The sequence below is a fragment of the Paenarthrobacter sp. 10N417 genome, from assembly GCF_056394745.1.
This window is the reverse complement of sequence record NZ_JBFTIL010000001.1, coordinates 136,410-148,465: the sequence shown is the minus strand read 5'-3', so window position 1 is coordinate 148,465 and position 12,056 is coordinate 136,410. Positions and strand designations below refer to the sequence as shown.

Sequence of the window (12,056 nt, the reverse complement as noted above, 5' to 3'; positions counted from 1 at the left end):
CTCCCGATCAGTTCAAAAAAGGACACTAAGGAAAGGTCGCCCGGCTAAGCCACTGAGGCGATTGTTTTGTTTAGTTGGAATAGTCGTCATTTGGAGCTGGGACCCGGTAGATCCCGTTGGTTTCGGCCACGCATCGGATCGTAAGCCTCTCAAAGGTCAGTTCATTGGGCTGGTGAAACACCAGAAAGCGGCTATTTCGTGTTGTGAGCAGCATTGCGTGTCCGCCATCAGATCCAACGAGGGGTTGCGATTCGTGCACCCAAGGTCCGGTGATGAGTCCGGTGGAGCTGCGGGCCACTCCGACTGAATAGCCTCCTTCGCCGCCGCTGGACCAGAGGAGTGCAAGCCCCGCGTCATCGTGGATCACGAAGGGACCATCAGTGATGAACGCGATGTCGTCGTAACCCGTTTCCTCATTGCGAAAGGGTCGTGTCCAGGGCGCCTCGGAGGCCGTGAACAGGAGAATCGGATCCCCTCTCGAGGTTCGCAAGTCGTCACTGAGACGCTGCGCATAAATTGCGCCATCCCCTGCCTGAAGCCATTCATGACAGAAGACCAGCCATGGCGCACCGGAGCGATCCTGGTACAGGGTGCCATCAAGACACATCCATCCACTCGGTGTGACAGGTCCGTCACTCCATGGTTGGAACAGCCCATCTGGGGCTGCTGCTGCCAGCACCTGGGTGCCGCGGCGGCCCGCGCGGTCGGCGAAGGTCGCAAACATCCACCATGTGCCGTTGTAGTAATGCACTTCTGGCGCCCAAAATTGGGTCTCGCCCCAGAATCCAGGACCCGGACGAAAGGCAGGGAAGGGTCCACTCCACTGCTCGAGGTCATCGCTCTCGTAACGGTCGAACCCGGCCCCCGGCCCGTGCCAGGGGCTCGGATCCGTCGTCCCGAAGAGCAGGTAGCGGTCCTCGTACTCCACGATGTACGGGTCTCGGATGCGCAATTCGGACCGTTCGATCGTGGCGTGGCGTGGGTTCGTTGTTTGGAGAGCGGTTGCCTGTTGTAAGTTGTTGTTCGCCATTGTCAGGACTTCACGGCACCCATCGTGAGTCCGCTTACGATTTGCCGTTGCAAGAAGGCAAACACGATGAGTAGGGGCGCGACGCCGAGCAACGCGGCGGGGAAGAGCAAACTCGGGTCCAGGGTGTAGCTGCCAACAAGGGAGTAGGCATTCACCATCACCGTTTTCAACGATGGATCCTGCACGAAGACCAGCGGAATGAGCAGGTCATTCCAGACACTGAGAGTCAGGAACGTGGCAAGGGTCGCAGTGACGGGTCGGAGGAGAGGGAACAGCACAACGAAGAACGTGCGCACCGGTCCCGATCCATCGATCGCGGCCGCTTCCTCCAGCTCGATCGGAATCTGTCGGAAGAACGACGTGTAGAAGAAGATCGCGACCGGAAGGTTGATGGCGGTGTAGGCGAGAATGATTCCCGCGTAGCTGTTCAGAAGGCCAACGTCTCGAAGCAAGAGGTATAGCGGTGCGATTAGTACAAAGATCGGGACCGTCGAGCCCGCAAGGAAGAGGCGGTACACCCACGTCGTCCACGAACGGGTGATACGTGCAAGCGGGTACGCGGCAAGCGCTCCGACGATGATGGTCAAGATCAACGCGCCCGCCAAGACAATGGTCGAACTGAGCACCCCCTGGGTGTAGTTCATCTTCGAATAGGCGTTCGTGATGTTATCGATCGTCAGGCTCGTCGGCCAGCCCAGCGGATCGTTGATCACGTCGGAAGGCGGGCGCAAGGATGTCACGACTGTGTAGGCGAACGGGACGAAGATCAGGATGACGGACATGGCCAGGATCACGTCGCCGACCAGCGATAGGGGCCCGCGCCGACGTCGTGCCCCGGCTCGACGTTCCGCTCGACGTTCCCCTCGGAATGCTGTCGGGGGTGTTGGAGCTGCGGTGATCGTTGTGTTCTCCATGTTAGATTCGCTCCTCGCGACGTCGAAGAAGGGATTGGGTGGCTCCGGCAAACAGCACGACGACAACCAGAAGCAGGACGGCAATGGTCGTGCCATAGGCGAAACTTCCCTGTCCTCCGAAGATCTTTTGGAAGATCAGCATGGTCAGGGTCGTGGTTGAACCGGCTGGCCCACCGTTCGTCATCACGAAGGGGAGTTCGAAAACTTTGAGCGACCCCAGAAGGGAAAGGGTGACGCTTACGGTCGTGGCCGGGGCGAGAAGCGGCCACTCGACCGAGACAAATCTGCGCCAGCCTGTCGCTCCATCCACGCTCGATGCGTCGAGGAGTTCGGCCGGGAGGTTCATGTACCCGGCTAAAAAGATGGCAGCTGAATAGCCCGAAAACATCCAAATGTTGACCAGCGCGATCGCCCAGAGTGCCGTTGACGGATCGCCGAGCCACACATGTGTGAGCGTGTTCAAACCCAGCGATTTAAGGAGGGAGTTGACAGCTCCGTCTGGTGCCAGAAGCGAGTTCCAGACGAACGCGGCCATCACGGCTGACATGAGAGTGGGAACGAGAATGATTGTGCTGCCCAGCTGGCGGACGCGCGGGCGCATGAACAGAGCCCTGGCCAGGACCAGACCGATCGCATTCTGTGCGATGACCACCACGACCGCATACGCCACCGTGACGCCCAATGCTCGTATGACGTCGCCGTCCTTTGCCATGGCGGCGTAATTCGCCGCTCCGACGAAGTCGCCGGCATTGCCAATCTTGCTGTCCGTGACGCTCAACACGAGCCCCTGCACCAGCGGGTACACAATAATGGCGAAGTACAACGCCAGGGCGGGGGCCATGAAAGCGACGGCTACGAGCGGTCTGCGGTGGATCATCGAAATTCCTTCAATTGAACTGAACGGCAGGGGCCGAGCTGGATGCCACACGGCCCCTGCCGCCGTTGCCTACTTCTTGGGCTTGAGCTTCTCGTCGAGGTTCTTGACCGTCTGATCGATGCTCTGCTGACCAAGCCAGAGGGCCTGGATCTGCTCCTGCAATGTCTTCTCGCCCGCGGCATCCGCCCACGTGTTGGAAGGAAGGATGCGGTACCTTCCCTCGTTCACCGCCGCAACGAAGGCCTTTGTCGCGGCTCCGGACGGGTTCTCGCCGTTGGTGAACGGCGACACTGCATTCTCGGCCTCCAGATAAGGAGAGGCGTTCTTGCTCTCAGACCAGAACTCGACATACTTCTCTGCCGCCGACTTGACCTTCGACTTGGCATTGACGCTGAACATCGTCCCGACAAACAGGTTCGCGTTCGAATCGGCCTTGCTGGTCGCCGGCCACGGGATCAACGAGTCATCCAGCCCGGCCTTCGTGAACGCTGACTGGTTCCACGCGCCCTGCACATAGAATGCGCTCTTGCCCGCCTGGAAGTCAGAGATCCCAGTGCTCCACTCATCAACGCCAAGCTCGCTCTTGAAATCAACAAACCCCTTCGACTGCAGATCCATCAGTTGCTGCAGCGACGACTTCCACGTAGAGAAAGACGCCTTTCCTTGCACGAAGTCCGCGTCGAACGTCGGGTTGTCTTTGTACACGAGCGTGGCAGCAATGGCGTTGATCGCCGCGTCTCCCGTCCACCCGCCCTTGTTGGGCAAAGAAAGTGGAGTGATGCCGGCGTCCTTCGCCTTCTGAAGGGCCGCCTCGAACTCGGGCCACGTCGCGGGCGTCGACGTGATTCCTGCCTTCTGCAGCAGGGCGTTGTTGGCGAACAGCGAAATGCCAATAACCTCCATCGGCATCGCATAGGTCTTACCCTCGTTCTCAACGAACGGCTTGATCTCCTTGCGCACCCCGCCCACCCAGGGCTGCGACGACAGATCCTCGAGGTATCCCGAGGATCCCCAGTCCTGAACCTTGGCCGAGTCGGTCATGATGACGTCGGCGGTGTTTCCGGCGAGAAGTTCGGACTGCACACGCTGGGGATATGCAGCTGACGGGATGAATTCGTACTTGAGCGAAATATCAGGATTCGCCTTCTCGAAGGCGGCGTTGATTTCTTTCACGTTCGCCGGCTCGGCGTCGCCGCCTTTCCAGCCATACACCTTCAGGACAGTCTTGTCGCCGGTTCCGCTTGCGCCAGTCGACGAGCAACCCGTCATCAGGAGCGCGGACAGGGCGAGAACAGCTCCCACGACCAGGCGTCCGCGACGGCCTCTAGTGCTGTCTGAAGGAGCAACATCCCTGCGAACAGGTCGGGTGCTGTGATTCATGGTGTCCTCTCCATTGAGAATTTGTAACGCTCCAAATGGGCGCATCTACAGAATGATCTCGCACCATGGATTTGTCAAGTCAGCGCTTTCGACTTCTCAGAGATGCCCGGGAGCGGTGTTCGAGGAATCCTCTGTGAATGTCCCGTAGCGGCGGGCGCCGTCTGGCGCGCGCCGCTACGGCACGCTCCACCGGGGAGCTTTCAAAAAGCGAACGCAGTGACGTCACGAAGGCGATATCGACCCGCTACGCCCGCTTCAATCTGGCAGCGAGAAGCAGGTTCCGGAGGAGTTTGTGTGCGAGGACCGGCTGCATCGGGACCATGGACGGAAGGCCGTGCGGATAGCACCGGAGGCTGAGGGCCGTGCACCCGCGGGCGCCGCAGCGTCCGCCCTTCGGGGAGCCGGTGATGGAGGCTCTGCGGTTCTGCTGGGCAGGGCAGGGGGCAGTCGCTGCGCAGGTGCCGGCGACAACTGATGTGGTTTCCCCGGGGTCAGCGGGCTAAGCGGTTGATTCGCGCGCGACGAGGTGGAACGGAACGCTGAGTTGTTCGGGGACCGAGTCCGGGTCGGTGAGTTGCTTGGCTAGCAGCCGGATCGCCTCACGCGCCATCCACTCTTTGTCGATGAACATCGTGGAAAGCGTCGGTGAAGCAAACCGGCCGTCTTCGATGTCGTCGATTCCGATCACCGCGACGTCCTCCGGGACCTTCAGGCCGCGTCGCCGAAGCGCCGACATCGCGCCCAGTGCGAGCAGGTCGTTCGCGCAGAAAACCCCGTCAAACTCGACGCCGGCGTCGACGAGCTCTTCGATTGAGCGGGCTCCGTCGTCGCGAGTCCAATCCCGAACGGCCGTGACGGGCCCGGCTTCGCGCAGACCGGCCTCCTCCAGCGCCAGGTGAAAACCGGCTTCACGCTCCGACACCACGAATGGGTCACCGAACGTCTTGTCCCCGATCATCACCAGTCGCGACCGGCCCTGATCCAACAGGTGCTTGGTGGCAGTGTGTGAAATCGCCACCGAGTCAATGCCGACGCGATCAACGGACGACAACTTCGATCGCTCACCCAACAGCACGAGCGGTGCCCGGCCACGCCTCAGTTCGATCTCTTCGTCCTCGATCACCGATGGGCTGAAGATGAGACCATCCGCGGAGCCCAGATTCCACGAGTCCGCAGCTTCTCGTTCACGCTCCAGGAGATTATCGGTCTGCTGAACGATCAGGCGCATCCCGGCATCGTCGGCTGCGGCAACCGCGGCCCGCGCCAACTCGGCGAAGTAGGGCTGCGCAAAATTGGGGATCGCAAGACTCACGAGACCCGTCCGCCCTGAGACGAGATTCTGGCCAATGGCCTGGGGGCGGTAGCCGAGTTTTTCGATGGCCGCGTTGACGCGCTGGCGCATCGATTCCCTAACATTCGGATGGTTTCGGATCACGTTCGAAACGCTGCTCTTCGAGACGTGCGCCTCGGCGGCGACGTCTTCCAGTGTTACTTGCCGGCCCATTCCCGTCCTTCGATAATTAACTCGCCGCCTGAAGATCCATCGGCCGGCGGCCGATTTGGAGCGTAACAAAGACAGTAGCGTACGAAAGACAGTAGCGCGATGTGGCTGTGTCGGCGATTTGCCGACACAGCCACAGATTGAGTTGGTGACTAGCCCACCTCTTTCAGCGCGAGGTCATCGCATGCCCCGGCCGCCGATCCCGCGTTCTTGTAGCAATAGACGGTTGCTTGCGTGCTGGCAGTGCCCGTGGTGAACACCACTGCCGCGGGAGCGTATGTCGCCCCGGCCACCGCGTGGAATGACTCGGCAGCGCCGAATGACTTGACGCCGAGAGCAATCTCCTCGCCCGCCACCGCATGCAGCCACCCCGTGAGAACGTACGTCGTGCCGGGCCGGAGCCCGTTGATCGTTTGCTGAACCCCACTGTTCGCCGGTCCCGTCGCGAGCCCGAACGACCCGCTGTGGGCGGCACCAGCGTTGAGGCTGACGGGGACTGACGACGACGGCGTCCAGGGTGATGGAGAGCCGGTCTCGAACCCTCCGTTAGACACCAGGCTTCCTGGGTTGGTGAGCTTGACGATGCTGAAGTCGTCACAGAAGCCCGGGCCGGTCCCGGCGTTCTTGTAGCAGTAGATCGTCGCGGTCGTGTTGGTGGATCCGGTCGTGAATGCCACCGTATTGAGCGCCCAGGCCGTGTCGGTCGATTTGCTGAAGGTCTCCGTTCCGCCGTAGTTCTTGACTCCTATCGCGAGCTGCTCGCCGACGACACCCACCTTGACCCATGCCGAGAGGAGGTACGTGGTCGAGGGAGTGAGCCCGCTGACAGTGTTTTCGGCTCCGCTGTTCGCATTGCCGGTCTGCAGGGCAGAGGGGCCGTTCGACCACGTACTTGTCGTCACTGACGATCCTGACCCACTCAGCGTCCAGGGCGTGAGGGCTCCCGAATCAAAGCTGCCATTTGGAACAAGATTCGTGCTGGCTGTCTCATAGGCACCGATACTGGGTACAGCCGCAACCGGGTTGCCGACGAAATCCCGGCCGCCGTTCGAGGCGATGGGGACGCCAGCGCCCAAGGCGGGCGAGGACTCGCGCGGCTGATAGGCCGCCGCGCCGCCCGATGCCTGCGTCGCGGATTGCAGCGGACCGACCAACTGTGGCGACAGATAGATGGTCCCCGTCGTCGGCTCATTGTTATTGCGCGGCCCATACAGCAGGTTGTTGGCGAAGACGGAACCCGTCGTCTGCAGGTAGCCCTTGGATCCGAAGTTCAGCACCAGGTTGTTTCGGAGCTTGTAGGAACCTGACTGCGTATTGCCGGTTCGCGTTCCGATCACCGATGTCGCCCGTCCGGATGAGATATAGATCGTGTTGTTGTAGATGTCCGGAAGGGGCGCGGCTGAGCCGCTCTGGTTGGGGATGGCCCCGGGAAAGTCAAACACGTTGTGAGCTCGGTTGAAGTTGCTGGTAATCGGGCAACCGGCCGTGTTCGTATCGTCTTCGCTCACGTTGTAGCGGACGACCGTTCCGTCGCTTGGGGGTTCGCTCCCGATCTGCTGCATCATCAAGAGAAAGCCACCGGAGTTATTGCGCGAGTAGTTGTACTGGATCGTCGTATTGTGGTTGCCCCAGTCGACGTCGAACGCCATGCCGTCCTGCTGGTTGATCGTGCACGCCACTGTGTTGTTCTGGATCGTCGTGTCGCTGCTGCCGGCCACCCAGATTGAAGCTGCGGCCGTATTGCAGATGTTCCCGGAGGGCGGGCAGCCGGTCGTCGCTTTGACCCCGCCGTATGCCGCATCATTCCCGTCAATCAGCGCTCCAGCGCCGTTGACGACCAGGATGTCGTCGCCGCCGGAGTACCGGATGTTGTTGTTCAGGATGCGAACGTTCGTCGTCTGGCCCGTACCACGAGCGTTGCCGTCTGGTGTGACAGCAATGGCGATGCGGTCGACGTGGTCGAAGGTGTTGTTGGCGATCGTGATGTCGTTCCAGGTGGAGACGGACGCCGTCTGGTCGGTCTGGACGCCGATTCCCGCGTTCGACGAGTACCAGCCGCCTGACCATCCGGAGATATTGCGAACCGTCATGTTGGTAATGGAAATGCCCGAGAGCGTCGTCCCCGACGAGTTCTCGACCAGCACTCCGCTCCTGAACGCGGGGGACGCCGCGGCGTTACGGACCTCGAGACCCGAGAGTTGCCACTGCTGGACGTTGAGGAGCTTGATCACCGCACCCACCACGCCGTTGCCATCGATGGTCGGGCTGGCACCAGATCCATAGCTTGTGATGACGGCGGGGCTGCCTGCCGCTCCCGACCCGGACGGTGTCAGCTGACCAACGCAGGTCGTTCCCGCCTTGAACAGGACTCGTTCGCCAGGGCCGAACTGCAGGGAGTTCACCGGTGCCAGCGAATTCCACGGACTCGCCTGAGTCCCCAGGCCATTCGTGCTGGCCGAGCAATCAACGAAGTGGTCTGATCCTGCAGCGTTTGCCACCCCGGCGTTGCTTTGTGCCGCCACCGTGAGGAGTACGGCGGCGAGGAGGGAAAGCATGGCTCGGGGACGTTTCGGACTTTTCAGCATGGGATTTCCATTCCATTCTCCTTTGAACAGTCATATCCTTGGAGCGCTCCAAGTTGAGGTACACTGTCCTGCAGAACGCCCAATGCTGTCAACCTTCCAACAGGTCGGCTTGGCCCAAAAACCTCGATTCGATGACGCTCGTGAGAAGGATCCACAATGACGTTGCCCTTGATCAACCCTGACGACCTCCCCGTTCCGGTCGATGTTTCTGATAACACCGCGGCGTTGGCGGGCGTGAAGCAGGTCATCGATGCCGGGCCCTACGACTCGACCTGGGAGTCGCTACAGAGGTACCGGGCACCGCTGTGGTATCGCGACGGCAAGTTTGGGATCTTCCTCCATTGGGGAGTGTTCTCCGTCCCTGCGTTTGAGGACGAGTGGTACTCCCGCTCCATGTACCTGCAGGGTACGAAGTCATTCGAGCATCACATCGCCACATACGGAGCGCAGCGCACATTCGGGTACAAGGACTTCATCCCAAGTTTCACCATGGACAAGTTCCAGCCCGACGACTGGACCGCGCTGTTCAAGGAGGCCGGGGCGCAGTTCGTGGTGCCGGTGGCCGAGCACCACGACGGTTTCGCCCTGTACGACACCGGCCGTTCGCGGTGGAGCGTGACGCAGATGGGCCCGCGCCAGGACGTGTTCCGGCAGCTCGGCGACGCAGTGGATCGTGCCTGGATGGTTCTCGGCGCGTCGAGTCATCGCGCAGAGCATTGGTTCTTCATGAACGGAGGTGCCCGGTTCGACTCCGACGTTCGCGATCCCGCTTACGCGGACTTCTATGGACCGGCCCAGCGTGAGGAGATCGCTCCGAATGAGCGCTTTCTCGAGGACTGGCTTCTGAGGTGTGTCGAGATCGTCGACAAATACCGGCCGCAGATCTTCTACTTCGATTGGTGGATCGAGTCGGCTGCGTTCGAGCCGTATCTGCGTCGCTTCGCTGCGTACTACTACAACCGCGCCGCCGAGTGGGGCCGTGAGGTCGTCATCAACTTCAAGTGGAATTCATTCGCGCCCGGGAGCGCTGTCTACGACATCGAACGCGGGACGATGGGCGGCATTCGCGACGACATTTGGCAGAATGACACGTCGGTGTCGCGAACATCGTGGAGCTGGGTCGAAGGACACGTGTACAAAGGCGCCGACGAGCTAATTGCCGAACTGGTTGACACCGTCTCAAAAAACGGCGTTCTCCTCCTGAACGTCGGACCGAAGCCCGACGGCACCATCCCGGAAAGGGAACGACAGCTCCTCAAAGCCATCGGGGAGTGGCTGACCCGAAACGGGGAAGCGATCTACGGCAGTCGACCGTGGATCATTCCCGGGGAAGGTCCAACGGTGGTCACGGCCGGCTCGTTCGTCGACACTTCCTCGCCTGATTACACCGGCGCCGATGTTCGTTTCACGACTCGGAACGATGTCACCGGCGACTACGTTTATGCGACATTGCTTGCACATCCGCAGGATGGAAAGGCCAGAATCCGATCGTTTGGAAGCGGCGCCGGGCTCCTTACCCGAGGAATCCGGGAGGTTCGAGTCCTCGGTTCTGCCGACGACGTTGCTTGGCAGCGTTCCGCTGAGTCGCTTGATGTGACGTTGCCGCCCCAATCGTCGACGGCGGCGGGTCCGGTCGTGCGGCTCTATCTCGAAGACGAGGCTCGCCCACCCCGTCAAGACTTCTTGCACGGATGAGGAGGATATCCGTGCTGGGAGACTGCAGGACAGTTAGGGCAGGCGGGGGAGCGCGGCCTTCGATGGGCACCTAAGCGTCGGGGTGCAAGCTGTCGTCCGGGGCTGTCGTTCGCCAGGACGTGAAGAGCACGGTGAGGTTAGGGCGCGAAGGGGCGCAGCAGTAGGGCCCTGCGGTGACGACAGCTTCCGGGTCAAGAGGCGCTACCCTTACCAGCTGCCATAGGTCGTCATCAACTCGGGCCCGGACGGTCAGGGCGTTGCCGGACCTACTGGCCCGGACAGTGACGTACCGGCCATCCCAGCCGGGAACCGGGGACAAAGACCAATCAGATACACCACGCGTCACCACCGCTCCGAGGCTTCCCTCGCCGTCGCTCCACTCGATGCCCGTCTTGATCCATGTCGTGTCATCGACACGGACGAAGATCCCGGCCTGGTCGAACTGGGCCGAGAAATCGAGATGGAAAGACACCTCCATGGCAGTGTCCTGCCCGAAAGGGGCGAGGAGGGCGTGTTCGGTGTCGTGAATGAATCCGTACGAAGTGACGCGCCAGGCGTCACTCTTCTCGACGGCGGTCACCAGCATGCCGTCTTCGGCAAACTCCACGTTCGCAGGTTCGGTCGTCCAAGTTCCCTCGGTCCAAGCAATTTCAGTCATTGTGTCAATTCCTTTTCGCCGCAGTCGGCGTCGGCGTGGCTGTCTTGCTGGCAGGCTTGGACACGGCGTCGCTCGACGTGCCGCTGCCTCCGCAAGCCGTCAAAGCGATGACGATCAGTGCCGAGCCCCAAATCCATGCAGAGCGTTCTCATTCATAGATTTCCCCAGGAAAGTCGAGTGGTACGACGGCAACGGCAGATGAGATAACACTACTGCCTGCCAGAGCGAGGAACGGTACTCGGCAGCCTGACGCGCATGCACGGGTATTCATGACCCGGGAATTGCCGGCACAACCGGCCTAGTCAAAGCCGCAATCAAACGCTGCCCAGACAAATTTGGCGAAACTTCAAATACGATCAAGAACCTGTAGGTTTTCCTATACGATATGAGATAGCATGATTTACATCACAGCAACGTGGATCGAATGAGCCGCGTCCCCACAAGGAAGGACTTGAGATGGCCATCAGCGACAAGACCGAGAACGACACGCAGGAAGCCCAGGCAACCAAGGCCACTGAGCACCCCGGACGCCGCGGGCTCATTGCCGGCGCAGCCGCTGGTGCTGCCGTATTTGGCCTGACCCGCCTCATTCCGGGCGCCGACGGCGGTGCGAGCTCTGGGGGTGCCGGCGCGCCGGACAAAGAACCTTTGGTGGACAAGTGGCGTCGTACAAAGGAAGCCAACCTGGGCTGGGAGTTCTCCACCCCCTTGATGCAGTTCCGCAACTCCGCAGGGGAGCCGGACGGGTTCAGCGTTGAAATGATCAAGATGATGATGGCGGACCTGGACAAGGACATTAAGATCAACTTCACCGAGATGCCCTTCGCTCAGCTGGTCCCTGCGCTGGTGTCGGGCAAAGTCGAAATGCTCGAACCGGTGACGAACCTGCCGACTCGGGCAAACGAGGGCATGTTCGCGGATATCCCGGCGAACTATGCAGCCATCTACGCTCTTCGTAGGCCTGGCAGCACTCTTGAAAAGGACGCCCAACTGAACGATCCAGCCGTGAAGATCGCTGTGATCCAGGGATCCTCGCAGGCCATTATCGGCGCCCAACGATACCCCAGGGCAACGTTCGTTGCTTTGGCCGATGCAACTGTGGCTATCGCAGAGGTTGCTTCGGGCCGTGCGGACATCACGTTGGCATCGATCTTCAATGTCATGAACGGGCTCCGCAACAACCCGGGCCTGACGGTGTTGCCCGGCGATCCGCTGTACGTAGACGTCAACACCTTCCTTCTGCCCCAGGGCGACTTCAAGTCGCAGGTCTGGGTTTCAAACTGGCTTCGCCACCACGCTGGCCGTGGCACGATCGCGACACTGTGGAACAAATGGGTCGGAGATGCGCTCCGGACCGAATTCAAGCTCCCGGTCGTCACCGTCGGACCCGGCGGCGCCCTCATTGAGGTCTAACCG

Annotated in this window: 9 protein-coding genes; 2 read left to right on the top strand and 7 right to left on the bottom strand. The window is 60.9% G+C overall.

Going from position 1 to position 12,056, the window contains the following annotated elements; translation table 11 throughout:
- Positions 1–70: 70 nt before the first annotated feature.
- From AC1DCM_RS00635 to AC1DCM_RS00610, 6 genes are all read right to left on the bottom strand, one after another.
- Complete coding sequence (locus AC1DCM_RS00635; protein ID WP_441437367.1) at positions 71–1,030, bottom strand: glycoside hydrolase family 43 protein; 960 nt, start codon at positions 1,028–1,030, stop codon at positions 71–73.
- A gap of 2 nt (positions 1,031–1,032) precedes the next feature.
- Positions 1,033–1,944: a carbohydrate ABC transporter permease gene (locus tag AC1DCM_RS00630; protein WP_441437366.1), complete on the bottom strand. Its 912-nt coding sequence runs from the start codon at positions 1,942–1,944 to the stop codon at positions 1,033–1,035.
- Position 1,945: 1 nt separating this feature from the next.
- Positions 1,946–2,821: a carbohydrate ABC transporter permease gene (locus AC1DCM_RS00625; protein ID WP_441437365.1), complete on the bottom strand. Its 876-nt coding sequence runs from the start codon at positions 2,819–2,821 to the stop codon at positions 1,946–1,948.
- Positions 2,822–2,890: 69 nt separating this feature from the next.
- Positions 2,891–4,123 carry an ABC transporter substrate-binding protein gene (locus AC1DCM_RS00620; RefSeq protein WP_477516968.1) on the bottom strand — a complete coding sequence of 411 codons (1,233 nt, stop codon included), beginning with the start codon at positions 4,121–4,123 and terminating at the stop codon, positions 2,891–2,893.
- 577 nt (positions 4,124–4,700) lie between these two features.
- Positions 4,701–5,705 carry a LacI family DNA-binding transcriptional regulator gene (locus AC1DCM_RS00615; RefSeq protein WP_441437363.1) on the bottom strand — a complete coding sequence of 335 codons (1,005 nt, stop codon included), beginning with the start codon at positions 5,703–5,705 and terminating at the stop codon, positions 4,701–4,703.
- A 149-nt stretch (positions 5,706–5,854) separates the two neighbouring features.
- Positions 5,855–8,287, bottom strand: a complete 2,433-nt coding sequence (locus AC1DCM_RS00610; protein ID WP_441437362.1) for a carbohydrate binding domain-containing protein — start codon at positions 8,285–8,287, stop codon at positions 5,855–5,857.
- Between the two features lie 156 nt (positions 8,288–8,443).
- Here AC1DCM_RS00610 and AC1DCM_RS00605 point away from each other — a divergent pair, with 156 nt between their 5' ends.
- The gene (locus AC1DCM_RS00605) at positions 8,444–9,982 is read left to right on the top strand and encodes an alpha-L-fucosidase (RefSeq protein WP_441437361.1); all 1,539 of its coding nucleotides are present in this window, start codon (positions 8,444–8,446) and stop codon (positions 9,980–9,982) included.
- Positions 9,983–10,052: 70 nt separating this feature from the next.
- Here the strand turns inward: AC1DCM_RS00605 and AC1DCM_RS00600 are convergent, their stop codons facing one another.
- Complete coding sequence (locus AC1DCM_RS00600) at positions 10,053–10,640, bottom strand: DUF1349 domain-containing protein (protein WP_441437360.1); 588 nt, start codon at positions 10,638–10,640, stop codon at positions 10,053–10,055.
- A 456-nt stretch (positions 10,641–11,096) separates the two neighbouring features.
- Here AC1DCM_RS00600 and AC1DCM_RS00595 point away from each other — a divergent pair, with 456 nt between their 5' ends.
- Positions 11,097–12,053, top strand: coding sequence for a transporter substrate-binding domain-containing protein (locus AC1DCM_RS00595; protein ID WP_441437359.1), 957 nt, complete (start codon positions 11,097–11,099; stop codon positions 12,051–12,053).
- Positions 12,054–12,056: the final 3 nt, after the last annotated feature.

Excerpts from the sequence above, each read along its gene's own strand:
- AC1DCM_RS00635 (WP_441437367.1), bottom strand. The coding sequence starts at position 1,030 with ATGGCGAACAACAACTTACAACAGGCAACCGCTCTCCAAACAACGAAC.
- AC1DCM_RS00630 (WP_441437366.1), bottom strand. The coding sequence starts at position 1,944 with ATGGAGAACACAACGATCACCGCAGCTCCAACACCCCCGACAGCATTC.
- AC1DCM_RS00625 (WP_441437365.1), bottom strand. The coding sequence starts at position 2,821 with ATGATCCACCGCAGACCGCTCGTAGCCGTCGCTTTCATGGCCCCCGCC.
- AC1DCM_RS00615 (WP_441437363.1), bottom strand. The coding sequence starts at position 5,705 with ATGGGCCGGCAAGTAACACTGGAAGACGTCGCCGCCGAGGCGCACGTC.
- AC1DCM_RS00610 (WP_441437362.1), bottom strand. The coding sequence starts at position 8,287 with ATGCTGAAAAGTCCGAAACGTCCCCGAGCCATGCTTTCCCTCCTCGCC.
- AC1DCM_RS00605 (WP_441437361.1), top strand. The coding sequence starts at position 8,444 with ATGACGTTGCCCTTGATCAACCCTGACGACCTCCCCGTTCCGGTCGAT.
- AC1DCM_RS00600 (WP_441437360.1), bottom strand. The coding sequence starts at position 10,640 with ATGACTGAAATTGCTTGGACCGAGGGAACTTGGACGACCGAACCTGCG.
- AC1DCM_RS00595 (WP_441437359.1), top strand. The coding sequence starts at position 11,097 with ATGGCCATCAGCGACAAGACCGAGAACGACACGCAGGAAGCCCAGGCA.